The organism is Streptomyces mesophilus, from assembly GCF_011044995.1.
Taxonomy (GTDB): Bacteria; Actinomycetota; Actinomycetes; order Streptomycetales; family Streptomycetaceae; genus Streptomyces; species Streptomyces mesophilus.
In genome coordinates, this window is sequence record NZ_JAAKZW010000044.1 from 13,386 (window position 1) to 40,357 (window position 26,972).

Here is a 26,972-nt window from a genome sequence, read left to right on the forward strand (position 1 = left end):
GGCGAACAGGTCGCGCCGGACGCGGTGAGGCGCCTGCGGCGGCGGGGCGATCCCGGCCACGTCGTGGACGGAACGGACGGTGGCGGTCATGTCGCATTTGCGCCGCCGGTCCCGCGAAGGCTCCTGCGGGGCCGTGACCGGGAGCCCACCCGCGTGGGCGGCCACATCCGAACCTCGGCCGGTCCCGTCCGGACCTCCTCAGACGCCGCCTCCTCAGACGCCGGAGGGGCTGGAGCGCAGCCACTCCCCCAGCTTCCGTTCGCACGCCCGCAGCTGTTCCGCCGGGACGAACTCGCCCGCCGTGTGGGCCAGAGCGGGGTCGCCCGGGCCGAAGTTCAGGGCGGGGACGCCGAGTTCGGTGAAGCGGGCGACGTCCGTCCAGCCCAGTTTGGGGCGCGGTGTCGCGCCGAGGAAGGCGACAAGCGAGGCGATCGCCGGGCGGGCGAGACCGGGCAGGGCGCCCGGCGCGGCGTCGGTGACGAGGAACTCGTCGTACGCCGAGGGCGGGAGGAGTCCCCGTACGTACTCCTCCGCCTCCTTCGGTGAACGGTGCGGTGCGAAGCGGGCGTTGACCGTGATCACGCACTCGTCGGGGACGACGTTGCCGGCGACTCCGGCGCGTACGGCGACCGCGCCGAGGCCCTCGCGGTACTCGAGGCCGTCGATCACCACCCGCTCGGGCTCGTGGTCGGCGAGGCACTGCAGGATCGCCGCCGAGCGGTGGACCGCGTTGACACCCATCCAGGCGCGGGCGGTGTGGGCACGGGCGCCGCGGACCACGATGTCGGCTTCGAGATAGCCCTGGCAGCCGGCCTCCACGCCGGCGTCCGAGGGCTCCATGAGGAGCGCGAAGTCGGCGGAGAGCAGATCGGGGCGGTGGAGGGCGAGCCGGCGGAGACCGTTGCGGTCGCCTTCGACTTCCTCGCACTCGTAGAAGATGTACGTGATGTCCCTTGCGGGCGCGGTGAGTTCGGCCGCCAGGCGCAGGGCCACGGCGACGCCGCCCTTCATGTCGCAGGCGCCCAGACCGTGGATCCGTTCGCCCTCCAGGCGGGAGGGGAGATTGTCCGCGGCGGGGACGGTGTCCAGATGGCCGGCGACGATCACACGTTCCGGACGGCCGAGCGCGGTACGGGCCACGACCGTGTTGCCGAACCGCTCGACGGAGAGGTGCGCAAGCGCGGCGAGGGACGACTCGACCGCGTCGGCGAGCGGACCCTCGGCGCCGCTCTCGGAGGGGAGGTCCACCAACACGCGGGTCAGCGCGACCACATCGGCGGTCAGATCAAGGTCGGGCGTCACTGCTGCTCCTGCTGGGGGTCGGTCCTTGCTGCTCCCGCCGGGGGTCGGTCCTTGCGGGCGTATCCCCAGCAGATCACACGGCGGTCCCGCTACCGGAGCGCGTCCGCGACCTCGCGGGCGGCGTCCAGGACGCGGGGCCCGACCCGCTCCGGGACCGAGTCGGACAGCATGACCACGCCGACGCTGCCCTCTATGCCGGTCACCCCGAGCAGCGGTGCCGCGGCGCCGCTCGCGCCGGCCTCCAACTCACCGTGGGTGAGGGTGAATCCAGGGTCGTCGACGAGTCCTTGGCGGGCGGCGAGTATCGCCTTGCCGGCCGCGCCGCGGTCCAGCGGATGACGGAAACCCGTGCGGTACGCGACGTGGTAGTCCGTCCAGGTCGGCTCGACGACCGCGACCGCGAGGGCCTCCGTGCCGTCGGCGAGCGTCAAGTGGGCGGTGGCGCCTATGTCTTCGGCCAGTGAGCGCAGCGCCGGCAGCGCGGCCTCGCGCACCAGCGGGTGCACCTGGCGGCCGAGGCTCAGGACACCGAGTCCGACGCGGGCGCGGCCGCCCAAGTCGCGGCGTACCAGCGCGTGTTGTTCCAGCGTGGCGAGCAGGCGGTAGACGACGGTGCGGTTGACCCCGAGCTTGGTGGACAGTTCGGTGACGGTCAGTCCGTGGTCCGTGTCGGCGAGCAGCTTGAGGACACGCAGTCCCCGGTCGAGCGTCTGGGAGGTCTCCGCGGTCACGACGCCCTCTCCTTAAGGTGAGTGGCGACGGCCTTGTACGCGGCGGTGTCCGCGATGAGCGGGTCACCCCGTCGCCGGTCCCGTCGGCGACGCGCGTCAGAGGCCGCCGGTCATCAGCTCCACGGAAGGCCTGACTCCCCCGCCGAGCTCACGCACCGGCTGCGCTCCGCGGCGGCGCTGCCACGGGGCGTGTGCGTTGCCGGGACAGTAGCGAGCGGGTCCGCTGAGCGGAAGACTCCGTCCAGAATCCGGGCACTCGGCGCCGGAGGGCAGGGGGTTACGGGACTTTTGCCGGGAAGGTCCCGCGGTGCCGAGGCAGCCCTTGGCCTCAGGCCGTGACTCGCGCCCCGCGCCCCGCAGCCCTCAGCCCGCGCCGCTCAGGCCCCCGCCCCGGGCTTCCGCCCGATGACCACCATCGCCGCACCCACGCCGAGGAGGAGCAGCGCCCCCACCACGGTCCAGAGCCCTGGCATCAGGGGCGAGACCAGGAACACCGCCACGACGACCACGGCACACAGGGCGGCGAGCGTGGTGCGGCGGTACTTCATGGCAGGACCTCGGTCGGCGGGGACGGCGGAGTCGGCGGGCGGCCGCGGCTCGCCCGGCCGGTCCCGACACCAACGTAATGATCGGATAAGGGCCCCTCGAGCAGCGGAAGTCCCGGGCCCGGGAGCAAAAGTCCCGGGCCGGATGGCGACGAAGGTCCCGAACAGGGTCAACTCACCGCAAACCGCACGCGACGAGCCCTCACTTCATCCGGGTCGCCCACTCCTGCACCTTCGCGATCCGCTGCCGCAGCTGACCGGCCGTGGCCTCCGCGCTCGGCGGGCCGCCGCAGGTCCGGCGCAGCTCGGTGTGGATCACGCCGTGCGGTTTGCCGGTCTGATGGACGTACGCACCGACCATCGTGTTGAGCTGCTTGCGCAGTTCGAGCATCTCCTTGTGGGAGACCACCGGACGACGCTCGGCCGGCATTTCGAGCAGATCGGCCTCTTCGGCGGGCTTCTTGCGGCTGTGCGCGATCTGCCGCTGCTGGCGCTTCTGCAGCAGCAGCTCGACCTGGTCGGGTTCGAGGAGGCCCGGGATGCCGAGGTAGTCCTGCTCCTCCTCGCTGCCGGGGTGGGCCTGCATGCCGAACTCGGCGCCGTTGTACATCACCCGGTCGAAGACCGCGTCGGACTCCAGCGCCTCGAACGGCAGCATGTCCTGCTCGCCGGTGTCCTCGTCCTGCTCCTTGTTGGCCTCGTCCATCTCGGCCTCGGACTCCGCGTACGGGTCCTCCTCGCCGTCCTTCTTCGGCTTGTCGAGCACGTGGTCGCGCTCGACCTCCATCTCGTTGGCGAAGCCGAGCAGGTCGGGGATGGTGGGCAGGAAGACGGACGCCGTCTCGCCACGGCGACGGGACCGTACGAAACGGCCCACGGCCTGGGCGAAGAACAGGGGCGTGGAGATCGTGGTCGCGTACACGCCGACCGCCAGGCGCGGGACGTCGACGCCCTCGGACACCATGCGGACGGCGACCATCCAGCGGTCGGTGCTCGCGCTGAAGTCGTCGATCCTCTTCGACGCCCCGGTGTCGTCGGAGAGCACCAGGGTGGCCTTGGTACCGGTGATCTCGCGGATCAACTTCGCGTACGCACGCGCCGAGTCCTGGTCCGAGGCGATCACCAGACCGCCCGCGTCATGGATGGACTTACGGACTTCGGTGAGGCGCTGGTCGGCGGCGCGCAGGACGTTGGGCATCCAGTCGCCGCGCGGGTCGAGCGCGGTGCGCCAGGCCTGGCTGATGGCGTCCTTCGTCATGGGCTCGCCGAGCCGGGCCGCGATCTCGTCGCCCGCCTTCGTGCGCCAGCGCATATTGCCGCTGTACGAGAGGAAGATGACGGGCCGCACGACGCTGTCGGCGAGTGCGTTGCCGTAGCCGTACGTGTAGTCCGCGGACGAGCGGCGGATGCCGTCCCTGCCCTCCTCGTACTGGACGAAGGGGATCGGGTTGGTGTCGCTTCGGAACGGTGTACCGGTCAGCGCGAGGCGGCGGGTGGCCGGTTCGAAGGCTTCGAGGCAGGCCTCGCCCCAGGACTTGGAGTCACCGGCGTGGTGGATCTCGTCGAGGATGACCAGGGTCTTGCGCTGCTCCACGCGGTTGCGGTGCAGCATCGGCCGCACGCCGACGCCCGCGTAGGTCACGGCGACGCCGTGGTACTCCTTGCTGAGCGGGCCCGCGCTGTACTCCGGGTCCAGCTTGATCCCTATCCGGGCCGCGGCGTCCGCCCACTGCTTCTTCAGGTGCTCGGTCGGTGCGACCACGGTCACCTGCTGCACCACATGGTGGTGCAACAGCCAGGAGGCGAGGGTCAGCGCGAAGGTCGTCTTGCCGGCGCCGGGGGTGGCGACGGCGAGGAAATCCCTCGGCTGCTCCTGCACATACCGCTCGAGGGCCCCTTGCTGCCAGGCGCGCAGCTTGTTGGCCGTACCCCAGGGGGCACGTCCGGGGAACGCAGGTGAGAGGTGGTGCGAGCTGCTGGTGGCGGTGGTAGTCACGGTCTCCGGTTCGGCAGGTCGGCGGCGTGGGTCCGGCGGTCAGGGGGCCGACGACGGACGGGTGCCGGCTCCGTATGACAACCGGGCCACCCTACCGGTGCGGGTGTTTCGGTCCGGGCGCAACGGGGCGGGTTCGTCCGGGGTGCGAGATGGGTCACATGGGTGGGGTGCGGTCTCGCTGTCGGGTGCGGGCCGGTTGCGCCTGCGGCGGGCTGAGTTCGCCTGCCCGCCCCTTCCCGAAACCGGGGGCTTCGCCCCGGGCCCCCTGCATCCGAACTTCGTTCGGATCTCCTCAAGCGCCGGAGGGGCTGAAAGATCTGCTCAATCGCCGCAGGGGCTGAGTCAGCCGACGGGGCTGGTCGGCGTACGCAGCCGTCCCGCCACCCACACGCCCACCGCCGCGACCAGCACCGACAGCACGAACACCGAAGCGAACGCCGCCGCAGGCCCGCCCGTTGCCGCATCCGTCCCGTGACCGGCGAGCGCGCCCCCGCCCAGCGCCGCGAAGGCTGCGCCGCCGCCCGCGAGGAGCAGGGCGTTGGACAGGCCGTCGGATATCTGGAGCGCCGCGGAGTTGGCGCCCGCTTCCGTCGGGGCGGACAGGCTCAGGAGCAGGACGCTGGTCGAGGAGATCACCAGACCCATGCCGAAGCAGCCCCAGGCCCAGGCCAGCGCGATGATCCAGACCGGGACGGACTCGATCAGGACGGTCGGGGCCGTCGCTATCGCCGCGGTGACCAGGACCATGCCGAGGCGGACCAGCGGCTCGCGGCGGTCTTCGAGGCGCGGACGGGACTGGAGGTACGAGCCGAGCGCCCAGGTCGCGCCGCCGACCGCCAGGGCGAGCCCGGCCATGGTCAGGGACAGACCGCGGCGTGAGACCAGCATCAGCGGGATGAAGGACTCCGCGGCGATGAACGAACCCGCCGCGAGGCCCCGCAGCAGGATCACCGAGGGAAGCCCGCGCCCCGCACGGAACGTGCCGCGCGGCAGCAGCGCGAGCACCGACGGGACGAGCACCGCGAGCCCTGCCGCCGCGGGCAGCACCGAGAACGGCCGCAGATCCTGGCCCGCGTACTGAAGGAGGCCCGCGCCGAGCGAGATGCCGAGCGCGAGACGGATCCGGCGGGACTGGAAGAGCGCGGGGGCGCCGTCCGGCGGCCCCCCGGCGTTGGTCCGTATCGCCGGCAGTGCGAGCAGCAGCGGGAGCGCCACCAGGGCCGGGATGCCGAGGAACACCCAGCGCCAGCCGAGGTGTTCGGTCACCGTGCCCGCCACCAGCGGGCCGACGATCGCCGGGACGACCCAGCCCGCCGCGAACGCCGCCATGATCGCGGGCCGCAGCCGCTCCGGATAGGCCCGGCTGACGACCACGTACAACGCGACGATCACCAGTCCCCCGCCGAGCCCCTGCACGGCGCGGCCCGCGATGAACAGCCACATCACCCCCGCCGTACCGGAAAGCAGCAGTCCCGCCGCGAACGCGCCGATCCCCGCCGCCAGCGCCCCCAGGGGTCCGCGCCGGTCGGCCCACTGGCCGGCCAGGACCATGCCGAAGAGCGAGGTCGTGAAGTATCCCGAGAACGCGAAGCCGTAGAGCGCGATCCCGTCCAACTCCCGTGCCGCCACCGGCATCGCGGTGCCGACCGCGGTCGCCTCGAAGGCGATCAGGACGACGACCGAGACGATCCCGACGCTCAGGGCGCGCAGACGCCGCCCCAGCACCCCTTCTTCCGAAGTGGCGAGGTCCGGGGGCGCAACGCTGCGCGATTCGACGGCGGTCATGCGAAGAACCGTACGGTCCGGCACTGACAACCGCCCCTGACCAGGGACGGGACCTTCCTCGTCCGTTGGTCCTACGCCCCCGAAGCCGCGCCGGGCATGAACGCGGCGTTGCAGTCCCATGGCAGACCCCGCCGTTCCCTTGGCCGCACCCGGACGCCCGCCTACCGTCGAAGACATCAACACGGCCGTGTGCCCGAGTGGTTCAGGGACTTGCCTGCAAAGCAAGTAACGCGGGTTCGATTCCCGCCACGGCCTCCGGTGCGGCAGCGCGCACGCAGCGGCCCCGGGTGTCCCGCACCCGGGGTCCTCACATCTCCCGCAGGCCCGTCCCTGTCTCCGACAGCTCGAGCCGCCACATGATCTCCCCGTCGTGCACGACATCCGTGGAGACGAGCCCGGCGGCCGCGGCGACCGCCGCGGAGGCGTGATGATCCGGGTGCACATGGGCGATCACGGCGGCGATGCGCTCGACGGGCTCCTGCGCCAGAGCCGCCACCAGCGCACAGGCCGCCTCCCGCGCGATGCCCCGCCCCTGCCACGGGGTGCCCACGGTCCAGGCGATCTCGGCGATACGGGAGCCCTCCGCGTAACCCGACAGATGCGCGGGCGCGGGACCGACCGTCGCCTGCACCGCCCCCACGAACCGCCGCTGGGCGCAGAGCTCGACCACCCAGTTGCACCAGGTCACCTGCGGCTCCGGAGAACCGGCCGCCCACCGCTCGTACCGCGCCCGCAGCTCCTCCTCGCCTTCGGGCGCGCCCCCGATGAACGTGTGCAGCGCGGGATCCCCGAGCACCCGCGCCATCTCGGCGGCGTACTCGGCCTTCACCGGCAGCAACCTCAGCCGGGGCGTGCGCAGTTCACGGAGTATCAAGCGGTGTCCTCATGCGACCGGTCGGCGGTGTGGTCGTGCGAGCGGTCGGCGGTGTCCTCGTGCAGCCAGCTGGTGAGCAGCACACGCCGCCCGTTGGACTCGATCCACTCGGCCTCGTCCTCGACAAGCCGGTAACCGGTCGCCGTGGCGACGGCCCGGCTCGCGAGGTTGTCCTCGTCGATCTGCAGTCTGAGTTCACGCAGGCCCAGCTCTTCGTGCGCGAACGAGGTGAGCAGCCGCGTGGCCCGTACGGCCAGGCCGCGGCCGCGGTGCTCGGGCCCGATCGCGTAGCCGAGGGTGCCGTCCTCCAGGTTCACCATGACCTCGCCGAGCGGCAGGCCGCCGTCGGCGGTGACCGCGAACCGCAGCCGGGTGCCGGCCGCGCGCTTCTCGCGCGCGGTCGCCAGATGCGCCTCGGCCTGCGCCGGACCGAAGGGGACGGGAAGCGGCGTGAACCGGGCGACGTCGTCGTTGTCGAAGATCTTCACCATGGCCTCGACGTCGTCGTCCCGCCATTCCCGCAGCACGAGCCCGTCCCCTTCAACGACCACGGCCTCCCCGCTCACGACTGTCACGCGGGCCCCTCCCTCAGCTCAGAGCCTGTTTCTTTTACGGAGCATACGTGCGCTCCCGGACGGGTGAGCCGGGTCACATCAACTGCCCTGTCACAGCTTCGGATCCGGTGGCATCTCGTGGTTGTCAGCAGCTCACACCACCGCACACGAGGAGCCCGCCATGACCGCACGACTGAACCTTTTCACCAACGAACTCGCCGCGAAGCACCTCAAGTACCTGGTCTCCGCGGGCAAGGTCCTCACCGACTCGTCGCTGCCGACCTCCCTCCAGGAGCTCGTCTCGCTGCGGGTCAGCCAGATCAACGGCTGCGCGATGTGCGTCGACATCCACACCAAGCACCTGGCACACGAGGGTGAGGACGCGGTGCGGATCAATCTGGTCGCCGCCTGGCGCGAGGCCACGGTCTATACGGAGCCCGAGCGCGCCGCCCTCGACCTGGCCGAACAGGCCACCCGCATCGCCGACGCCTCAGGCGGCGTCCCGGACGAGGTCTGGACAAACGCAACAAAGCACTACACCGAGACCGAACTCGCCGCCTTGGTCTCCCTGATCGCCCTGATGAACGCCATGAACCGCCTGAACGTGACCGTCCAGAACCCGGCCGGCGCGTACGCGGTCGGCCAGTTCTAGTGAGCAAGGGACCATTTGTCGCGCAGCATGGGCGAGTTGCCCGTTATGTGCGCGACAGATGGTCCCCTTTTCGTCAGGGGGAGACCACCGCCGCCTGGGGGCGGATCGGGAGGCGGTTTACCGGGCGGCCCGTTGCGGCGCGGACTGCTCCCGCCACCGCGGCGGGGGCCGTGACGACCGGGACCGCCGAGGCGGCCTTGGCGCCGAAGGGGGCCACCACGTCGCGCTCCTCGACGAGCTTGACGATACGGATATCGGGCGCGTCCAGGGCGGTCGGCAGTGCGTAGCCCGTCAGGTCCGGGTGGCGGACCACGCCGCGCGGGGTGCGGAGGTTCTCCGTCAGCGCCGCGCCGACGCCCTGGGTCACGCCCGCTTCGATCCGGGCCGCCAGCTGGGCGGGGTTGAGGACACGGCCGACGTCCTGGGCCACGGCGAGCTCGACGACACGGATGGAGCCGAGCTCCACGTCCACGTCGACCACGGCGCGGATCGCACAGAACGCGAGCCCCACGAAGGCGTCGCCCTGGCCCGTCTCGTCCAGCGGCTCCGTCGGGTGCGGGCGGCACTGGGCGGTGGCCCAGAGTTCCTTGCCGTCCATCGCCTCGGTGACGGTCGTGGAGAGGACGCCGTCGTACGAGGTGATCTTGCCATCGGCGATCTGGAGCAGCTCCGTGGACATGCCGAACTTGGCGGCCAGGGGCTGCAGAAGCTGGGTGCGCACCATCTTCGCGGCGCGTTCGACGGCTCCGCCGGAGACCCACGTATGACGGCTGCGGCAACCCGCGCCCGCGGGGGGCTGGTCGGTGTCGACGGCGGCGACGTGGACTTCCTCGATGCCCAGGGTCTCCTGGACGATCTGGCGCGCGAGGGTGGAGAAGCCCTGGCCGGTCTCCACGGCCGCGCAGATGACGGTCGCGACGCCGTCCTGGACCTTCACGGTCGCGGTCGAGACCTCGTCGGCGCCTTCCGCGCCCAGCATGTGCACCATGCCGAGCGCATAGCCGACGCCACGGCGCACCGCGCCCGGCTCGCCCGCGCCTTCGGGGCCGCCGGGGAGGATCCACTCCTCTTCCGGGGTGTCCTTGGGGAGCGGAGGCAGGTCGAAGTCCCTTACGGCGCGCAGGAGTTCGGCGGCAGGGGCAGGGCAGGTCACCGTCTGCCCTGTGGGCAGGATGTCGCCCGTGGCCATCACGTTGCGCAGCCGCAGCTCCGCCGGGTCCACGCCCAGCTTCGCGGCCAGCTTGTCCATCTGCGCCTCGTACGCGGCGCAGACCTGGAGCGCGCCCTCACCCCGTACGTGTCCGGAGGGCGGGTTGTTGGTGCGCACCGCCCAGCCCTCGATGAAGGCGTGCGGCACGACGTACGGACCGCAGGCGAAGGCGACGGCCGCCGCGAGCGATTCGGAGGACGCGTCCGCGTAGGCGCCCGCGTCGAGCAGGATCTGCGCCTCGACCTTGACCAGACGGCCCTCGGCGTCCGCGTGGTGGCGGTAGCGCAGGAGCGTCGGGTGCCGGTGGGCGTGGCCGAGGAAGGACTCCTCGCGGGTCGCGGTGAGCTTGACCGGGCAGCCGGTCTTCAACGCGAGCAGCCCGAGCGGGAGTTGGAAGCCGGGGTCCTCGCGGTCGGCGGTCGCGCCGGGCACGCCGGTGACGACGACCTTCACGCGGTCGGGCTCCAGGCCGTAGCAGGCGGCGGCCAGATCGCGGTCCGAGTGCGGGTCGGTGGAGGCGACGTAGAGCTCGACGCCACCGTCCGGGCGCGGTACCGCGAGGCCCGCCTCGGCGCCGATGGGCGCGGGGTCCTGGCGGCCGATGCGGTAGAGGCCCTCGACGATCACCTCGCCGGTCGCCTCGGCGTCCCCGTACTGCAGCGGGATGTGCCGGATCAGATTGCCGTCGGGGTGCAACGGCTCGGCGGCGAAGGCCTGTTCCGGGTCCGTGACCGGTTCGAGCACCTCGTACTCGACGACGATCGCGGCGGCGGCCATGCGTGCGGTGTCCGGGTGGTCCGCGGCCACGGCGGCGATGGGCTCGCCGTGGTGGCGTACGAGCTCGGAGGCGAAGACCGGACGGTCGGCGATCCGCCGGCCGTGCGCCGCGTCACCGGGCACATCGGCGTGCGTGACGACCGCGTGCACGCCCGGCATCTGCTCGGCGCCGGAGGTGTCGATGGAGGTGATACGGGCGTGGGGGTGCGGGGAGCGCAGGAGCGCGGCCCACAGCAGGCCCTCGGCCCACAGATCGGAGGCGTACGGGAACGTGCCCTCCGTCTTCGCACGCGCGTCCGCGGGCGGCAGCGAGGCACCGATGCCGTGCTGCTTCTCCTCGGCGGCGGGTGCGGTGACCGTCTCGTTGCTCACGCCCGGCCTCCGCCCTGCGAGTAGGTGACGCCACCGGCGCCCGGGGGTGCCTGGTGCGGGATGCGTGCCTGGTCGTCGGTTTCGTCCTCGGGCACGGCCGACTGCCGCTCGGCGACGACGTCCTTGACCGCTTCGAGTACGCCCTTGTAGCCGGAGCAGCGGCACAGGTTGCCGCACAGCGCCTGGCGGGCCTCGCGTTCGCTCGGCTGCGGATTGCCTTCGAGCAGGTCGTGCACGGTCATCGCCATACCCGGTACGCAGAAGCCGCACTGCACGGCGCAGCTCGCGGCGAGCGCCCGCTGCACGTCGGAGGGCTGCCCTTCGTCGGCGAGGCCCTCGACGGTACGTACTTCACTGCCCGCTGCCGTCGCGGCGGGCACGAGGCAGGAGGCCACGAGGCGGCCGTCGACCTGCACCGCGCACGCACCGCATTCGCCCTGCGAGCAGCCGTCCTTGGCGCCGGCGAGGCCGAGGCGCTCGCGCAGCACGTAGAGCAGCGATTCGCCGATCCATGCGTCGGTGACGGGGCGGTCGGCGCCGTTCACGCGCAGCACGTAGGAGGAGAGGGGGTGTTCGTCGCCGAAGGCGGAGACAGGGGCGGCGGGTTCGGATCCGTCCGGCTGCCCGTCGCCGTCCGGGGCTGCCTCGGCGGCATCCTGCGCGGACGGCTCGTCGGCGGCGGGTTCCGGCGGTGCGTCTTGCTGCGCGTCCTGCTGCGGTACGTCGGCTTCCGCGGGCTGCTGCGCGGCCGGCGCCGCTTCGGGGGCGGCGGGCTCGACCGGCGCAGCCGGCTCACCGTTCTGCGAGGCGTCCCGCGGCGCGGGCTGCGGAGCGGGCTGCGGAGCGTCCTGCGGCACGGCCTGCGCCCACGGCGCCGCAGCACCGCCCGGCAGGGTCGCCGGTGCACGGTCCGCCCACTGGTCGACCAGCGAGGAAGAGGTGAACTCGCCCGATTCGTCCGGAAGATCACCCTGGGCCAGCGGAATCGACCACTGCCCGGTGACCTGCGACGGCCCGGTGACCTGCGGCAGCCCGGGCTCGGGCGCCGCCTGGGCGGCCGCCTCCGTGAACGACCACTGCCCGGTCATGCCCGCCTCATGCTGCGGCGCGGGCTCCTGGGGCGCATTCGGCTCGGGCCACTGGACGGGCGCGGGGGCGGGCTCGGACTGAGCGGCAGCGGCGGGCTCCGGACCCATCTGCGGTACCAGCGCAGGGATCACGAAGGTCCCGGTGGCCGCCGGATCGGCGGCGGCGCCGGGCACGACCGAGATCTGCGGCGGTACGAAGCTGCCGCCGGGCGCCGCGAGCGGCGCGTCCGCGAAGCCCTCGGGCAGCGCGACGAAGGCCGTCGCGTCACCGTCGTACTCGCCCTGGCTCGTGGGCTGCCAGCCACCGTGCCCGTACGAACCGTTGGCATCGTTCCCGTACGAACCGTTCACATCGTTCCCGTACGAACCGTTCACATCGTTCACGTACGAGCCCTCGCCCTGCTGCCCGTTGCTCACCTGTCCGCCGCTTCCGTACCCGTCCCCGTAACCGGGAGACCCGTCCCCGTAACCGGGAGCGCCGTTGCCTTCCGTACCGCTCATGCCAGCGCCCTCCCCAGTGCCCGCCGCGCAAGAACGGAAACCGTGCGCCTGAGCTGCTGGACGGCGGGCGGCAGCTCCTGCGGGGTGCCGTCCGGCGCCTGGTCGGGGATGCAGGCCGCGGCGACATAGTCGCCGAAGGCGTGCAGCGCCTCGGGCGCCAGCGCACGGTCGGCGTCCCATTCGATCAGGGAGGCGACCCAGCGCTCGGCCTCGAGCGGACGCAGCGGCATCGGCGCGACCGCACCCACCGCGCACCGCACCCCGCGGCGCGCGGGGTCGAGCACGAGGGCGACCGAGGCGAGGGCGCGTCCGGGGCCGGTGCGGCCGGTCGCCTTCAGGTAGACCTGCGGGGCGTGCAGGAGCGGAATCCGTACGTAGCCGATGAGTTCACCGCCGCGCAGCCGCTCCATCCCGGCCAGCAGATGCGAGACGGGCACCTCACGGCGGGCACCGCCGGGCCCCGCGACGATCAGGTCGGCCTCGAGCGCGGCGAGCACGGGCAGCGAGTCACCGGTCGGGGCGGCGGTGGCGATATTGCCGCCGAGCGTCCCGGCGTTACGGATCGTGGGCGGCCCGGCCGCGCGGGCGGCGGCGGCGAGCGCGGGGATCAGGGCGGCGAAGTCGGGGCGGCCCATGCGGGCGTGGGTGAGGCCCGCGCCGAGCAGCGCGTGGCCGTCCTGGTACTGCCAGCCGCGGATCTCGTTGATCTTCCCGAGCCCGACCAGACCGGCGGGTCGTAGCTGCCCCTTGTTCACCGAGGCCATCAGATCGGTGCCGCCGGCCACGGGCACGGCGGCGGGCATGGCGGAGAGTGCCGCGACCGCCTCGTCGAGCGAGGTCGGCAACGTCACGGACTGCGCCACCTGCGGTGCGTGCGTGGTCAAGACCGGCTGCCCCTTCCCGTGCCCGGCTCAGGTCCTGTCTTGAGTGTCCCGTCGTTCGCCCGAAGGGCGGCCGGGCGTCGCACGGCAGACGGGACATTCAAGACAGGGCCTGTGAGGCCGTGGTGTGTCTGCTGCGCCGTACGGTACGTGCTCACAGGCCGGACGTGGCAACTCTGGCACATCTTCCGTACCCGCCGACGGTGGGGTCCACTAGGACCCTTTCGCACGGGAATTCACGTAATGCCCGGATTTCAGGCGCCATTGCCGACCAGCACTTCTTGCCGTTCACGGCGCGCGTCTGCCACCGGACGCCCACGCTCCCAGGGCCGCACCCCCGGGGCACATGGGTCGTGCACACCTCACACGTTTGGGGGCGCCCCCTCGATCGGGCGTCCGAGCACACCGGGCCGCCGCTGCCACGGCAACGGGCCACCGGGCGGCCGGAAATCGACGCCGAGCGCCTCAAGTCGGGCGTAGTGCGCGGTCATTCGCCGCTCGAACCCGGCGAAGTCGCGTTCACCGGACGGCCCGAGCTCACTCCAGGCCACCTCGGCGAAGGCCGAAAGCCGGGGAAACGCCTGGTAGTCGACGCGCGCCGGGCTCTCCATGACCTCGGTCCACAGATTCGCCTGCGTCCCGAGCACATGCGCGGCCTCGTCGGCGGACAGCTGCGGCGGCAGAGGCTCGAAGCGGTACACATCCTCGAGCGTCCGTACGTACCCGATCGGCACCGGCTCGTCCGCGCCGCCGTCCTGCCGGTGGTCCAAGTACACCTGCTGCTCGGGGCACATGACGACATCGTGTCCGGCCTGCGCGGCCGCGATCCCGCCCGCGTACCCGCGCCAGCTGGACACCGCCGCGCCCTCGGCGAGCCCGCCTTCGAGGATCTCGTCCCAGCCGATGAGCCGCCGGCCCCTTTGCGCGAGCCACCGGTCGAAGTGCCGGATGAACCAGGACTGCAGTTCGTCCTCGTCCTTGAGCCCCAGCTCCCGCATCCGCTCCTGCGCGAAAGCGGACTGCTTCCACTGCTCCTTGAGGCACTCGTCGCCACCGATGTGCACGAAGGGCGACACGTCCTCGGGGAAGAGCCCGAGCAGTTCCTCGAAGACCCCTTCGTAGAACCGCAGCACACCCTCGGACGGCGCGAGCACATGCGGACTGACGCCCCAGTTGTCCCAGACGTCCAGCGCCGCGGTGTCCACGACGTCGCGGTTGCCGAGTTCGGGATACGCGGCGATCGCGGCCTGCGAGTGCCCGGGGATGTCGATCTCGGGCACGATCCGGATGTGCCGCTCCCGCGCGTACGCGACGATCTCGCGGATGTCGTCCTGCGTGTAGAACCCGCCGTGCGGCTTGTCCTCCCACAGCGGCGACGCGCGATGCCCGTACTTGGTGCGCGAGCGCCACGAGCCGACCTCGGTCAGGCGCGGGTGGCGCTCGATCTCGACGCGCCAGCCCTGGTCGTCGGTGAGATGGAAGTGGAAGACGTTGAGCTTGTGCGCGGCCATGAGGTCGAGGTACCTCAGCACGCCGTCCTTGGGCATGAAGTGCCGTGCCACGTCGAGCATCATGCCGCGCCAGCCGAAGCGGGGTGCGTCCTCGACGAGGACCTCCGGTATCCCCCACTCCGCGCGCCCGGCGACGGGCGCGCGCCGGAACGCCTCGGGCCCGAGCAGCTGCCGCAGGGTCTGCGCACCCCAGAACACCCCGGCCGCGCTGCCGCCCTCGATCCGTACGCCGCTGCCGGCGTGCACGGTCAAGCGATAGGCCTCGGGGGCCAGTTCGGCATCGATGTGCAGCGCGATGCCGCCGCGCTCCGGCCCGGGGTCGAGCGGCAGACCGGTGGCCGCCCCGACCGTGGCGCGCAGCCAGCGCCCGACACCCTGGGTGCCGGGGCCGGCGCACAGGGTGGATGCGGCGCCGAGCGGATACGTGCCGCCGGCGGTCGACTCGTAGGTACGCGGAAGCGGTACGAGGGGCGGCAGTTCGTCAGGAGTCGTCATGGTCACGACCCTGTCACGTAGGTGGCATATACAACGAGGCTGAAAAAAGAACCGGCCCCGGCGCGCGCCCGAGCACACACCGGAGCCGTACCGCCGTACTGCCCGACGGAGCGGGCGGGCTACTTCTTGCCGCCGCCCTTGCCGTCCTTGCCGTCCTTGCCGCCGCTGTCCCCCATGGACTCGTAGATCTCCTTGCACAGGGGGCACACCGGATACTTCTTCGGGTCGCGGCCCGGTACCCAGACCTTGCCGCAGAGCGCGACGACGGGGGTGCCGTCGAGCGCGCTCGCCATGATCTTGTCCTTCTGGACGTAGTGGGCATAGCGCTCATGGTCACCGTCGCCGTGCGACACCTGGGGTGTCGGTTCTACGAGGGTCCCCGTACCTGTGCCGCGCTCGGGCTCGAGAGTGCTCATATCCAAAGGCTACCGAAGGCTCAGGGCAAAGGCGGCCGGGCGTCGGCCCGTACGGCACACGAAGGACGCCCCCTTCAGTTAAGAGAGGGATCGTCCGGATATGTCGCGATCATCGCCAACTCGCTGCGCTGGCGCCGCAGCACCGCGCGCCACAGGTTCTCCGGCACCGGCGAGGAGACGTCCCCGGGCTCGGACTCCACCACGTACCAGGCGCCGTCGGCCAGCTCGTCCTCCAGCTGGCCCGGGCCCCAGCCCGAATACCCGGCGAAGATCCGCAGCGAGCCGAGCGCGGCCGCGAGCAGTTCCGGCGGGGCCTCCAGGTCCACGAGCCCGATCGCCCCGTGCACCCGGCGCCAGCCAATGGGGTCTCCCCTGCTCGAGCGAAGCCGAGAGCTTGGGGAAGGCGCCCGCTCCGTGGAATCACCGGGGATGACGGCCACGCCGAGCGCCGAGTCGAGCGAGACGGGTCCGCCCTGGAAGACGACACCGGGCTCACCGGCGAGCTCCGCCCAGCCGTCGAGCACGTCGCCGACACCCACCGGCGTGGGCCGGTTGAGGACCACGCCGAGCGAACCCTTCTCGTCGTGGTCGAGCAGGAGGACGACCGCGCGGTCGAAGTTCGGGTCCGCCAGGGCGGGGGTGGCCACGAGCAACCGCCCTGTGAGCGAGGACACCTCGGTCATGGTCGACATGATCCCGCATATTCGGCCGCGGTGGACAGACACGGACGTCACAGCCCCATATCCGGTGGTGAGCGGGGCGCCGCGCCGATCGGGCACCCTCACACGCCGGTCCGCGATCCGGTGACCGTACGCAACTGCGAAGCAACCGCTCGTATTGTGGCGAACTCATGACGGTTCTGAAGCCCCTTCGGGCTTCCGGAACAGGGGTGCACGGCCATTACGCTTGCACCTTCGGACCCCCCTGCCCGACTCATCGGAACGCGAGATACATGACCGTCAACGGCACCGACGACGTACTCCTTGTCCACGGCGGCACCCCGCTCGAGGGCGAGATCCGTGTCCGCGGAGCTAAGAACCTCGTGCCCAAGGCGATGGTCGCCGCGCTGCTCGGCCACGAGCCGAGCCGGCTGCGCAACGTGCCCGACATCCGCGATGTCCGCGTGGTGCGTGGCCTGCTGCAGCTGCACGGTGTGACCGTCCGCCCCGGCGACGAGCCGGGCGAACTCGTGATGGACCCCTCGCACGTCGAGAGCGCGAACGTCGCGGACATCGACGCGCACGCCGGTTCCTCCCGTATCCCGATCCTGCTCTGCGGCCCCCTTCTGCACCGCCTCGGCCACGCGTTCATCCCGGGCCTCGGCGGCTGCGACATCGGCGGCCGGCCGATCGACTTCCACTTCGAGGTGCTCCGCCAGTTCGGCGCGACCATCGAGAAGCGCGCCGACGGCCAGTACCTGGAGGCACCGCAGCGGCTGCGCGGCTGCAAGATCTCGCTGCCCTACCCGTCCGTGGGCGCGACCGAGCAGGTGCTCCTGACCGCCGTACTGGCCGAAGGCGTCACCGAACTCTCCAACGCGGCCGTGGAACCGGAGATCGAGGACCTCATCTGCGTCCTGCAGAAGATGGGCGCGATCATCGCGATGGACACCGACCGGACCATCCGGGTCACCGGTGTCGACCGCCTCGGCGGCTACAACCACAAGGCGCTCTCCGACCGTCTGGAGGCCGCGTCCTGGGCGTCGGCCGCGCTGGCGACCGAGGGCAACATCTACGTGCGCGGCGCACAGCAGCGCACGATGATGACCTTCCTCAACACGTACCGGAAGGTCGGCGGCGCCTTCGAGATCGACGACGAGGGCATCCGCTTCTGGCACCCCGGCGGCGCGCTCAAGGCCATAGCGCTGGAGACGGATGTCCACCCGGGCTTCCAGACCGACTGGCAGCAGCCGCTGGTCGTCGCGCTCACGCAGGCCGCGGGCCTGTCCATCGTCCACGAGACGGTGTACGAGTCGCGGCTCGGCTTCACCGAGGCGCTGAACCAGATGGGCGCGCACATCCAGCTCTACCGCGAGTGCCTCGGCGGCTCCGACTGCCGCTTCGGGCAGCGCAACTTCCTGCACTCCGCGGTGGTTTCGGGCCCGACGAAACTCCAGGGCGCGGACCTCGTGATCCCCGACCTGCGCGGCGGCTTCTCGTACCTGATCGCGGCGCTCGCCGCGCAGGGCACCTCCCGCGTGCACGGCATCGACCTGATCAACCGCGGCTACGAGAACTTCATGGAGAAGCTCATGGAGCTCGGCGCGAAGGTCGAACTGCCGGGCGGTGCGCTCGTCTAGATCTTCTGCTTGTACGTTTCCGGGGCGGCGCCACTCAGTTGGCGCCGCCCCGGTTTCGTTGTGGAGGTCCCCCTTGGTCACGCTTCCCCGCCCCGCAGCCCTCCTGTGCGACATGGACGGCACCCTCGTGGACACCGAGCACGCCTGGCTCGATGTCGTACGGGAATTCCTCGCCGCCGAGGACAGGCCGGCCCCCGCGTCCCTGCTCGCCCCGTTCGCGGGCGCGACGATCGCGGTCGCCGCGGATCTCCTCGTACGGGATCAACTCACCGCGCGCCCGCGGGAAGAAGTGGCCCAAACGCTGGACAAGGCCTTCACGGAGGCCGTGGCGGCCGGTGTGACGGTGCAGCCGGGCGCGCTCGCCCTGCTGGACCGGGCGCGGGAACTGGGCGTCCCCACCACCCTTGTGACCTCCTCGGAGCGCCATGTGGCGGACCTGGTCCTGGCGACCCTCGGCCGCCACCGCTTCGACGCGTCCTTCGCGGAGGGCGAGTCCGCGCGCGGGAAGCCGTTCCCGGACCCGTACTTGAACGCCGCCGCGGCACTGGGCGTCGAACCGGCCTCCTGCCTCGCGGTGGAGGACACCCCGACAGGCGCGTCGGCGGCCCTCGCGGCCGGCTGCCGCCTGCTGGCCGTCCCCACCGTCCCGGGCATCCCCGAGAGCCCCCGCACGACCTTCGTACGGTCCCTGACGGAGGTCACCTTCTAGGCACCCTTCTGGACACCCAAATGCCTGGCATACGGGGGGACACAGAGGGATGGAACGCCGAAGGGGCCACCGGAACAGGTCCGGTGGCCCCTTCGCGAGACAAGGACTTACTTACCCTTGGCCGCTTCCTTGAGCTTCGAGCCCGCGGAAACCTTCACGCTGTAGCCGGCGGGGATGTTGATCGGCTCACCGGTCTGCGGGTTGCGGGCAGTACGAGCGGCACGGTGGGTGCGCTCGAAGGTGAGGAAGCCGGGGATGGTGACCTTCTCGTCGCCCTTGGCGACGATCTCGCCGACGGTCTCGGCGAACGCGGCCAGCACGGCGTCGGCGTCCTTGCGAGTCACCTCGGCGCGGTCGGCCAGCGCGGCCACCAGCTCACTGCGGTTCATGTTGTTACTCCCGTGTTCTTCTTGCTGTTGAGGCGGTGCCACGCGGCAAAGCCTGTCGGGCACAGCGAAGCCGATGCTGCCAGGGCCCTCGGCGGTCCCGTGACCCGGGTCCGCCAGCCGGACCCTCGCGCCCGTGGGGGTGCCCCTCGGACTAAGCCCTTGGGGAAGCATCCTGCCCCCACCTCCGGCGGGAAAGCCAATCCGCCGCCCCGTTATGGGTAGCGCAGTCACACGAAAAGCGCCCATCGTAGGCAACATGCCCCGAAATGGTGACGCTCCGTCGGCTCCCGGCGAAGCACCGCAGGGCATGAGGGCGTGGTTTCCGCCGCAACCCTAGAGCGACTCCGTGTACGTCGCGTTCCACGACGCGCCGCCATTCAGGCCGTGGTTCGGGTCACATCAGGCCGAGGGGGCCGCGCCCGCCGCCTTCGCCGCGTTGCGCACCGCACCGGCCACCGCGCCCGCGACCTTGTCGTTGAAGACGCTGGGGATGATGTAGTTCGGGTTCAGCTCGTCCTCCGACACCACATCGGCAAGCGCCGTCGCCGCCGCGAGCATCATCTCCGTGTTGACGGTGCGGGACTGGGCGTCGAGCAGACCGCGGAACACACCCGGGAACACCAGTACGTTGTTGATCTGGTTGGGGAAGTCCGAGCGGCCGGTGGCGACAACTCCCGCGGTCTGCCGGGCGATTGACGGGTCGACCTCGGGGTCCGGGTTCGCAAGCGCGAACACGATCGCGTCGTCCGCCATGGCGGCGACGTCGTTGCCGTCAAGGACGTTGGGCGCGGAGACACCGATGAAGACGTCCGAGCCGGCGACCGCTTCCTTGAGCGTGCCGGTGACGCCCTCGGGGTTGGTGTTGTCGGCGATCCAGCGCAGCGGCGAGTCGGCGGCGGCGTCGACCAGGTCGGCGCGGTCCGCGTGCACCACACCGTGGATGTCGGCGACGACGGCGTGCTTGACGCCGGCCGCGAGAAGGAGCTTGAGGATCGCGGTGCCCGCGGCGCCCGCGCCCGACATGACCACGCGCACGTCGCCGATCGACTTGCCCACCACACGAAGGGCGTTGGTCAGGGCGGCGAGCACCACGATGGCGGTGCCGTGCTGGTCGTCGTGGAAGACCGGGATGTCCAGGGCCTCGCGCAGGCGGGCCTCGATCTCGAAGCAGCGCGGCGCGGAGATGTCCTCGAGGTTGATGCCCGCGAAGCCGGGGGCGATCGCCTTGACGATCTGGACGATCTCGTCGGTGTCCTGGGTGTCCAGGCAGATCGGCCAGGCATCGATGTCGGCGAAGCGCTTGAAGAGGGCGGCCTTGCCCTCCATGACCGGCATGGCGGCCATCGGGCCGATGTTGCCGAGGCCGAGGACGGCGGAGCCGTCCGTCACGACCGCAACGGTGTTGCGCTTGATGGTCAGGCGCCGGGCGTCCTCGGGGTTCTCGGCGATCGCCATGCAGACGCGCGCCACACCCGGCGTGTAGATCATCGAGAGATCGTCACGGTTGCGGATGGGGTGCTTCGACTGCATCTCGATCTTGCCGCCGAGGTGCATCAGGAACGTACGGTCCGAGACCTTGCCGAGGGTGACGCCCTCGATGCCGCGCAGCTCCTCGACGATCTCGTCGGCGTGCGCGGTGGAGGTCGCCGCGATGGTGACGTCGATCCGGAGCTTCTCGTGGCCCGAAGCGGTCACGTCCAGGCCGGTGACGGAGCCACCGGAGGATTCGACGGCCGTGGTGAGCTGCGAGACGGCGGTTCCGCTCGCGGGCACCTCGAGTCGGACCGTCATCGAGTAGGAGACGCTGGGCGCCGTTGCCATGCCGACTTCTCTCTTTCACCTGTACATCGCGTGCGTCATCCGATCGTCGCACCTACCTGCCGGTACGAGGTAGCCGTCCCGGGTTTAGAACGTTTTGCTCGTGGAGAGGGTGCAATTTCGGAAAACCACTTCCACCATACGAGAAGCGCGGGGCGGCGCGGAAGCCCTTTCAGGGGGCACGTATCGACTCTGTGGCTACATACAAAAAGGTCCACGCCCCGAAGGGCGTGGACCTCTGTGAAGCTCAATGACACCGACCCGCCATGCTCGCCTCGCGGCAAGTGGTCGCTCGTAGCGACGAAGGTTGGGCCCGGGGGCTTGGATCGAGCCGGTGCCACATCCAAGGTAACAAACGATCCCCGCAAGGCAATTCCCGTACCAGCAGATACGTTCCGGTCCATACGCGGATGGCTCAGGGCACCAGGACGATCTTGCCGGCCACGGCGCGGGACTCGGCCAGGCGCAGGGCGCCGGCGGCCTCGGAGAGCGGGAGTTCGGCGGCGACCGTGGCACTGATCTCGCCGCGCCGCAGCGCCTCGAGCACCTGGGCCAGATCCGCGTGCAGCCGACGCCGGAAGCCCTTCTTGGAGAAGGCCTTTCCGGCCCAGACGTTGTAGAAGTACGCCCGCCGGCCGTTGGGCAGCGCCTGCCAGAGCCACACCTGGCCGAGGAGCTTCAGGAAAGGCCGCATCTTGGGCCCCTCGTCGTCGAGGGTCGCAGCGCTCCCGTACGCGACGAGCGTGCCGCCGCGCGCGAGCAGCTTCCAGGAGTCCACGACGCTCCGGCCACCAACGTGGTCGAAGACGGCGTCCACTCCGCCGGGTGCGAGCTCGCGGACGCGGGCCGGGACGTCCTCGGTGCGGTAGTCGACCAGCTCCACGCCCTGGGCGCGCAGGGCGTCGTGGTGGCGGGCGGAGGCGGTGCCGATGACCCGTACGCCTGAAGCGCGGGCCAGCTGGACGAGCAGCGTGCCGACGCCGCCGTTGGCGCCGTGCACGAGGACCGTCCGCCCCCTGCGCACCCGGGCCTTGCGGTGCAGCATCTGCCAGGCGGTGATCCCGTTCAGGACGGCGGTCTCGGCCTCGGTGGCGCTCAGGCCGTCCGGTACGGGGACGACGTCCTCGGCGTCGAGGACGACATGGCTGGACCAGGCGCCGATCTTGGTGAGGGCGGCGATCCGCTGCCCTTCGAGCCCGTGCGGTCCACCGGATCCGACGGCCGTCACGCGGCCCACGAGGTCGTAGCCGGGCACGAAGGGGAACGCCGGCTGGTCGAAGTACCGGCCGCGGCGCATCTGCTGTTCGGCGAAGGAGACGCCGGTGGCCTCGACCGCGACGAGGACCTGGCCCGGGCCGGGCGCGGGGACCGGACGGCGGCGGAGCCGAAGCCCTTCGGGCTCGACCTTGCCCGGGAGGACGATCTCGGTGAGCTGCCGCTGCGTGGTGTCTGCGGTGTTCATGGGGTGCCCGCCTTCTTGATCACGTCTGCGCTGATGACTCAGCGAACTCGGAAGCCGCTCTAGCTTTCGTTATATGTTGTAACCCATTCGAAGCGCTGGAGTCAATAACTTCAGTGATAGGGTCTAACGCATGACGACACCGCGGGAGCGCTACCGGGCGCAAGTACGGGCCGAGGCCATGGAGAAGGCCTGGGAGCAGATCGCCGCATCGGGGGCGCCCGGCCTGTCGCTGAACGCGATCGCCAAGCAGCTGGGCATGACGGGCCCGGCGCTCTACCGGTACTTCGCCTCACGCGACGAGCTGATCACCGAGCTGATCCGGGAGGGGTACGGGTCGCTGGAGACGGCGGTCGCCGCCGTGGGCGAGGCCGACGTGGCCGCCCTTGCCGGGGCGCTGAGGGCGTGGGCACTGGCCGACCGCCAGCGGTACTTCCTGATGTACGGGACGCCGGTGCCCGGGTACCACGCGCCGGAGGACACCCGCGAGACGGCGCGACGGATCATGGACCGCCTGGTCGCGGCGTGCGCGAAGGCGGGTCCCGATGCGCAGTCCCGTGCTCTGCGCGCCTGGACCCGGCTGCACGGGTTGCTCTCGCTGGAGCTGGCAGGCCACTTCTCAGGGATGCCGGTGGACCCGGCTGCCCTCTTCGAGTCCGAGGTGGAGTCGCTGGGTTAAGGGACCGGAAATCAGTCCCTCAGCAGGTCCGGCACCCCAGCCGCGTCCGGTGCGTCCCCTGCCGCCGAGACCACCGTCAGCTGCTGCGTCGCGCGCGTGAGCGCCACGTACAGGACGCGCAGTCCGGCCGGGGACTCGTCGGCGATCTCCGCCGGGGAGACCACGACCGTCGCGTCGTACTCCAGACCCTTGGCCTCCAGGGAGCCGAGCGCCACCACGCGCTCGCCCAGCTCGGCGAGCCACTTGCGGGCCTCCGCCCGGCGGCGCATCGCGACGACCACGCCGACGGTGCCGTCGACCTGTTCGAGCAGCCGGGCCGCCTCCGCCCGTACGGTCGCGCCGAGGCCCTCCCGTACCACCGCGAAACGCGGCTCGAGGCCCGTGGACCGTACGGCCTTCGGCGAGGGCATGCCCGGCATGGCGAGGGCCAGGACCCGGGCCGCGAGGTCCGCGATCTCGGACGGATTGCGGTAGTTGACGGTCAGCTCGAAGCGGCGGCGCGGACGCGTGCCGAGCGCCTCGTCGCGTGCGGCGGCCGCGTCGTCCGGCTCCGACCACGAGGACTGCGCCGGGTCGCCGACCACCGTCCAGGTCGCGTGCCGGCCGCGGCGGCCGACCATCCGCCACTGCATCGGGGTGAGGTCCTGCGCCTCGTCGACGATGACGTGCGCGTACTCGACCCGCTCCTGGGCAAGGCGCTCGGCCCGCTCCCACTGGGTCTCCTCGCGCTGCGGCATCAGCTCTTCGAGGCCGCTGAGCTGGTCGAGCGGGTCGAATTCGCGCTTGCGCTTGGGGCGGGCGACTGTGCCGAGGATCGAGTTCAGCTCGTCGAGCAGCGCCACGTCGTGGACGGTGAAGCCGTCGCGGCGCAGCGAGCGGGCGACCTTGCGGACCTCGCCGGGGTTGAGGACCCGGCGGCCCCAGCGGCCCAGGCGGCGCTCGTCCGCCATCGCCTCGAGGACCTTGCGCGGGGTCAGCTCCGGCCACCAGGCGTCGAGGAACGCGATGAAGGAGTCCTCGTCGGTGATGTCGTCGTCGAAGGAGGAGCGCAGTTCGGCCGCGAGCTCCGGGTCGGTATGCCGGGCCCCGGCGCCCGACTTGGCCCACAGCGCGTCGAGCAGCAGTTTGCGGGCGCGCGGGCGGAGCAGGTTGACGGGGGCGGTGCCGCCGAGGGCGATCTGGCGGATACGGCGCAGGTCGTCGGCGTCCAGTTCGAGGCGGCGGCCGAAGGCCACCACGCGCAGGAGGTCCGTGCGGACGGGGGCGCCCGCTTCCCGTACCGCGTCGTCGTCGAAAGCGAGCTGCCCGCCGGAGGCTGGCGTGTCGAGCACCCCGCGGGCCGCCTTGCGCAGCACGTTCAGCATCCGCGAGGCGCCCTTGACCCGGGCGACGGCCGGGTCGTCGTACAGCGTCGCCTCCACACCGTCGACCAGGGAGCCGACCGCGCGGATCGCCACCTGGCCCTCCTCGCCGAGCGAGGGCAGGACGCCTTCGGTGTACGCGACGAGCAGCGGGGTCGGCGAGACGATCAGGATGCCGCCCGCATAGCGGCGGCGGTCCTGGTAGAGGAGGTACGCGGCGCGGTGCAGCGCGACGGCCGTCTTGCCGGTGCCGGGACCGCCTTCCACGTATGTGACGGAGGCGGCGGGGGCGCGGATGACCAGGTCCTGTTCGGCCTGGATGGAGGCCACGATGTCGCGCATCGAGTGGCTGCGGGCCTGGCCGAGCGCGGCCATCAGGGCGCCGTCGCCGAGGACCGCGAGCTTCTCGCCGTTCAGGTACGCGGCGAGTTCGGGGCGCATCAGGTCGTCCTCGACGCCGAGCACCTTGCGGCCCTTGGAGCGGATGACACGGCGGCGTACGACCCGGCCGGGGTCCACCGGCGTGGAGCGGTAGAAGGGCGCCGCGGCGGGCGCGCGCCAGTCGATGACCAGCGGCGAGTAGTCCGCGTCGAGCACGCCGATCCGGCCGATGTGCAGGGTCTCGGCGATATCGGCCGTGTTGTCCTCGCGCACGGCGTCCTCGGCCGGGTCGACCGAGGTGTACGCGCCGTCCGGGCCCTTCTTGCCGTCCTTGCCGAGCAGCAGGTCGATCCGGCCGAAGAGGAAGTCCTCGAACTCGTTGTTCAGCCGGTTCAGATGGATGCCCGCGCGGTAGACCTGCGCGTCGCGCTCGGCGAGCGCGCCGGGCGTGCCCACCTGGGAGCGCTTGGCGGCGTCCTGCATCAGGAACTCGGCCTCGTGGATCTTCTCCTCGAGCCGTGCGTAGACCCGGTCGAGGTGCCGCTGCTCGATACCGAGCTCGCGTTCCCGGGTACCCGAAGGCTCCTGCATGCCTGACGGCTCCTGCGGACCGACAGGCACTCGCGTGCCGGACGGCGAGGCGGCATTGACGTCGGCCACCGAGGTCCCCTTCTACGTGCTGCTGCTCGATATGAGCAGCCGTCCACCGTAATCGAAGGGGACCCTTGTGCGCACTATGCCTTTACGTCGACGAGCTTCTTGCCCTCGAAGGTACGAACCTCGAAATGATCGATCTCGTCCGGGTTCAGGGCCGCGCCGCCGTGCACGTACAGCGGCTTGCCGGCCCATTTGTCCGTGCTGCCCTCGATGCCGTAACCCTGCTCGGGCACGGCCCAGGAGGTGACCGTCTCCTCCTCGCCGTCCTTGCCGACCGCGATCAGCGAGCACTTGAGCGGGCCCTTGACGTTCTTCAGCTCGAGGACGGTGTGGGTGCCCCAGCCCTTCTTCTCGATCCCGACGGTCGCCGTGACGTCGGTGGTCGCGTCGGTCGCCGTGAGCTTGGTGTCCATGTGGTGGAAGAACGCGTCCTCGGCCGGGCTGGTCGAGTGGGCGTGCGGAGTGGTCGTCGTGCCCGTGTCGTTGACGGCGATCACGGTCAGCGGACCGCCGATGATCAACGCGGCCGCGGCGGCCACCAGATAGAAGCCGCGCCGCCGCTTCTGCGCGCGCTTGTGGGCGACCTCACCGACCAGGTTGTCGAGCAGTCGCCGGCTGGGCTGCGCGGAGAGCTGGTCCCCGACCTGGCGGACCGGCTGCTGCGGCAGATCCGCGAGCGCGGCGAGCATCGGCTCCATGCCGGACAGTTCGTCCAGCTGGGCCGCGCAGTAGGGGCAGCCGACCAGATGCGTCTCGAAGGCGGCGGCCTCGGCGTCGTCCAGGATGCCGAGCGCGTAGGCGCCGACGGTCTCGTGGATGTCGGGTGTCCCGTGCATGCCCTGTGTGTCGGGCCCGTAGTAGCCGCTCATGCCGACACCCCCCGCTCCTGAAGCGCCAGCTTCATCGAACGAAGCGCGTAGAACACCCGGGAACGGACGGTGCCGCTGGGTATTCCGAGCACCTCGGCCGCTTCATTGACCGTACGTCCCTTGAAATACGTCTCCACGAGAACCTCCCGGTGCGCGGGGGTCAGATCGTCGAGCGCGTCCGAAAGTGTCATCAGCCAAAGCGCCTTGTCGATCTCATCCTCCGCGGGGATGACCTCCAGTGGAGCCGGGTCGACCTCCTGCGGCCGGGCCTGCCGGCTGCGGTGTCCGTCGATGACGATACGCCGCGCGACCGTCACCAGCCAGGGGCGGACCGAGCCGGTGGCACGGTCGAGCTGCCCGGCGTTCTTCCACGCGCGGATCAGCGTCTCCTGCACCACGTCCTCGGCGCGCTGGCGGTCCCCGGCGACAAGGCGCAGCACATAGGCGAGCAGCGGACCCGCGTGCTCACGGTAGAGCGCGCGCATCAACTCCTCGTCCGGCGTGGGTCGTTCCGAAGGCGGGGGCACCCGGTGCCTGGCCCGCGGAGGTCGTTCGTCGGCCACTGCGGAATCCTTGCGCACGCCTGCCTCCGGTGTCCCCTGGTCGACGGGGCTGCCCCTGCTGCTTCGCCCACTGCTTCGCTCACAGGGGAGTTACGGGG

At 71.3% G+C, this 26,972-nt stretch carries 23 protein-coding genes and 1 tRNA gene; 5 read left to right on the forward strand and 19 right to left on the reverse strand.

The features are described from left to right. Nucleotides 1-213 precede the first annotated feature (213 nt). The 5 genes from dapE to G6045_RS13830 all read right to left on the reverse strand — a co-directional run bounded on the left by dapE (nt 214) and on the right by G6045_RS13830 (nt 6,359). A complete protein-coding gene (gene dapE / locus G6045_RS13810) occupies nt 214-1,302 on the reverse strand; it encodes a succinyl-diaminopimelate desuccinylase (RefSeq protein WP_165332227.1) in 1,089 nt (362 codons plus the stop codon). A gap of 89 nt (nt 1,303-1,391) precedes the next feature. After that, nucleotides 1,392-2,033, reverse strand: coding sequence for an IclR family transcriptional regulator (locus G6045_RS13815; RefSeq protein ID WP_165332228.1), 642 nt, complete (start codon nt 2,031-2,033; stop codon nt 1,392-1,394). A gap of 377 nt (nt 2,034-2,410) precedes the next feature. Then, the gene (locus G6045_RS13820; RefSeq protein ID WP_165332229.1) at nt 2,411-2,581 is read right to left on the reverse strand and encodes a hypothetical protein; all 171 of its coding nucleotides are present in this window, start codon (nt 2,579-2,581) and stop codon (nt 2,411-2,413) included. 199 nt (nt 2,582-2,780) lie between these two features. Next, a complete protein-coding gene (locus G6045_RS13825) occupies nt 2,781-4,574 on the reverse strand; it encodes a DEAD/DEAH box helicase (RefSeq protein ID WP_165332230.1) in 1,794 nt (597 codons plus the stop codon). Between the two features lie 342 nt (nt 4,575-4,916). After that, complete coding sequence (locus G6045_RS13830) at nt 4,917-6,359, reverse strand: MFS transporter (RefSeq protein WP_165332231.1); 1,443 nt, start codon at nt 6,357-6,359, stop codon at nt 4,917-4,919. A 183-nt stretch (nt 6,360-6,542) separates the two neighbouring features. On the opposite strand from G6045_RS13830, the gene G6045_RS13835 reads away from it, so the two are divergent. Beyond that, nucleotides 6,543-6,614, forward strand: a tRNA-Cys gene (locus G6045_RS13835). Between the two features lie 52 nt (nt 6,615-6,666). Here G6045_RS13835 and G6045_RS13840 read toward each other — a convergent pair. Both G6045_RS13840 and G6045_RS13845 read right to left on the reverse strand, forming a co-directional pair. Then, nucleotides 6,667-7,233, reverse strand: a complete 567-nt coding sequence (locus tag G6045_RS13840) for a GNAT family N-acetyltransferase (protein WP_165332232.1) — start codon at nt 7,231-7,233, stop codon at nt 6,667-6,669. Then, nucleotides 7,230-7,808, reverse strand: coding sequence for a GNAT family N-acetyltransferase (locus G6045_RS13845; RefSeq protein WP_165332233.1), 579 nt, complete (start codon nt 7,806-7,808; stop codon nt 7,230-7,232). Before G6045_RS13845 ends, G6045_RS13840 begins: the two co-directional genes overlap by 4 nt. A 160-nt stretch (nt 7,809-7,968) precedes the next feature. Between G6045_RS13845 and G6045_RS13850 the strand changes: the two genes are divergently transcribed. Then, the gene (locus tag G6045_RS13850; RefSeq protein WP_165332234.1) at nt 7,969-8,439 is read left to right on the forward strand and encodes a carboxymuconolactone decarboxylase family protein; all 471 of its coding nucleotides are present in this window, start codon (nt 7,969-7,971) and stop codon (nt 8,437-8,439) included. Nucleotides 8,440-8,512: 73 nt separating this feature from the next. On the opposite strand, the gene G6045_RS13855 is transcribed toward G6045_RS13850, so the two are convergent. From G6045_RS13855 to G6045_RS13880, 6 genes are all read right to left on the reverse strand, one after another. Continuing rightward, nucleotides 8,513-10,798: a xanthine dehydrogenase family protein molybdopterin-binding subunit gene (locus tag G6045_RS13855; protein WP_328707765.1), complete on the reverse strand. Its 2,286-nt coding sequence runs from the start codon at nt 10,796-10,798 to the stop codon at nt 8,513-8,515. Next, on the reverse strand, nt 10,795-12,387 hold the full coding sequence (locus G6045_RS13860; RefSeq protein ID WP_165332235.1) for a 2Fe-2S iron-sulfur cluster-binding protein: 1,593 nt from the start codon (nt 12,385-12,387) through the stop codon (nt 10,795-10,797). Before G6045_RS13860 ends, G6045_RS13855 begins: the two co-directional genes overlap by 4 nt. Continuing rightward, nucleotides 12,384-13,271 carry an FAD binding domain-containing protein gene (locus G6045_RS13865; RefSeq protein ID WP_165332236.1) on the reverse strand — a complete coding sequence of 296 codons (888 nt, stop codon included), beginning with the start codon at nt 13,269-13,271 and terminating at the stop codon, nt 12,384-12,386. The genes G6045_RS13860 and G6045_RS13865 overlap by 4 nt, the downstream gene beginning before the upstream one ends. Nucleotides 13,272-13,630: 359 nt before the next feature. Beyond that, nucleotides 13,631-15,274 carry a beta-N-acetylhexosaminidase gene (locus G6045_RS13870; RefSeq protein ID WP_165332237.1) on the reverse strand — a complete coding sequence of 548 codons (1,644 nt, stop codon included), beginning with the start codon at nt 15,272-15,274 and terminating at the stop codon, nt 13,631-13,633. A 119-nt stretch (nt 15,275-15,393) separates the two neighbouring features. Next, on the reverse strand, nt 15,394-15,690 hold the full coding sequence (locus G6045_RS13875; protein WP_165332238.1) for a DUF3039 domain-containing protein: 297 nt from the start codon (nt 15,688-15,690) through the stop codon (nt 15,394-15,396). 74 nt (nt 15,691-15,764) lie between these two features. Next, nucleotides 15,765-16,373, reverse strand: coding sequence for a YqgE/AlgH family protein (locus G6045_RS13880; protein ID WP_165332239.1), 609 nt, complete (start codon nt 16,371-16,373; stop codon nt 15,765-15,767). Between the two features lie 269 nt (nt 16,374-16,642). Between G6045_RS13880 and murA the strand changes: the two genes are divergently transcribed. Both murA and G6045_RS13890 read left to right on the forward strand, forming a co-directional pair. Further along, nucleotides 16,643-17,989 carry a UDP-N-acetylglucosamine 1-carboxyvinyltransferase gene (murA, locus tag G6045_RS13885; RefSeq protein ID WP_165332240.1) on the forward strand — a complete coding sequence of 449 codons (1,347 nt, stop codon included), beginning with the start codon at nt 16,643-16,645 and terminating at the stop codon, nt 17,987-17,989. A 73-nt stretch (nt 17,990-18,062) separates the two neighbouring features. Continuing rightward, nucleotides 18,063-18,698: an HAD family hydrolase gene (locus G6045_RS13890; RefSeq protein ID WP_235967878.1), complete on the forward strand. Its 636-nt coding sequence runs from the start codon at nt 18,063-18,065 to the stop codon at nt 18,696-18,698. A 107-nt stretch (nt 18,699-18,805) separates the two neighbouring features. On the opposite strand, the gene G6045_RS13895 is transcribed toward G6045_RS13890, so the two are convergent. The 3 genes from G6045_RS13895 to G6045_RS13905 all read right to left on the reverse strand — a co-directional run bounded on the left by G6045_RS13895 (nt 18,806) and on the right by G6045_RS13905 (nt 22,367). Then, nucleotides 18,806-19,087 carry an HU family DNA-binding protein gene (locus G6045_RS13895; protein ID WP_016645140.1) on the reverse strand — a complete coding sequence of 94 codons (282 nt, stop codon included), beginning with the start codon at nt 19,085-19,087 and terminating at the stop codon, nt 18,806-18,808. Between the two features lie 399 nt (nt 19,088-19,486). Continuing rightward, nucleotides 19,487-20,908, reverse strand: coding sequence for an NAD-dependent malic enzyme (locus tag G6045_RS13900; RefSeq protein ID WP_165332241.1), 1,422 nt, complete (start codon nt 20,906-20,908; stop codon nt 19,487-19,489). Between the two features lie 412 nt (nt 20,909-21,320). Then, nucleotides 21,321-22,367: a medium chain dehydrogenase/reductase family protein gene (locus G6045_RS13905; protein ID WP_165332242.1), complete on the reverse strand. Its 1,047-nt coding sequence runs from the start codon at nt 22,365-22,367 to the stop codon at nt 21,321-21,323. Between the two features lie 130 nt (nt 22,368-22,497). Between G6045_RS13905 and G6045_RS13910 the strand changes: the two genes are divergently transcribed. Then, nucleotides 22,498-23,043 carry a TetR/AcrR family transcriptional regulator gene (locus tag G6045_RS13910; protein WP_165332243.1) on the forward strand — a complete coding sequence of 182 codons (546 nt, stop codon included), beginning with the start codon at nt 22,498-22,500 and terminating at the stop codon, nt 23,041-23,043. A gap of 11 nt (nt 23,044-23,054) precedes the next feature. Here G6045_RS13910 and G6045_RS13915 read toward each other — a convergent pair whose 3' ends face one another. The 3 genes from G6045_RS13915 to G6045_RS13925 form a co-directional block, all read right to left on the reverse strand. After that, nucleotides 23,055-25,376 carry a HelD family protein gene (locus G6045_RS13915; RefSeq protein WP_165332244.1) on the reverse strand — a complete coding sequence of 774 codons (2,322 nt, stop codon included), beginning with the start codon at nt 25,374-25,376 and terminating at the stop codon, nt 23,055-23,057. Nucleotides 25,377-25,519: 143 nt separating this feature from the next. Next, nucleotides 25,520-26,311, reverse strand: a complete 792-nt coding sequence (locus G6045_RS13920) for a zf-HC2 domain-containing protein (protein ID WP_328707766.1) — start codon at nt 26,309-26,311, stop codon at nt 25,520-25,522. Beyond that, nucleotides 26,308-26,892, reverse strand: a complete 585-nt coding sequence (locus G6045_RS13925; RefSeq protein ID WP_165332245.1) for a sigma-70 family RNA polymerase sigma factor — start codon at nt 26,890-26,892, stop codon at nt 26,308-26,310. The genes G6045_RS13920 and G6045_RS13925 overlap by 4 nt, the downstream gene beginning before the upstream one ends. Nucleotides 26,893-26,972: the final 80 nt, after the last annotated feature.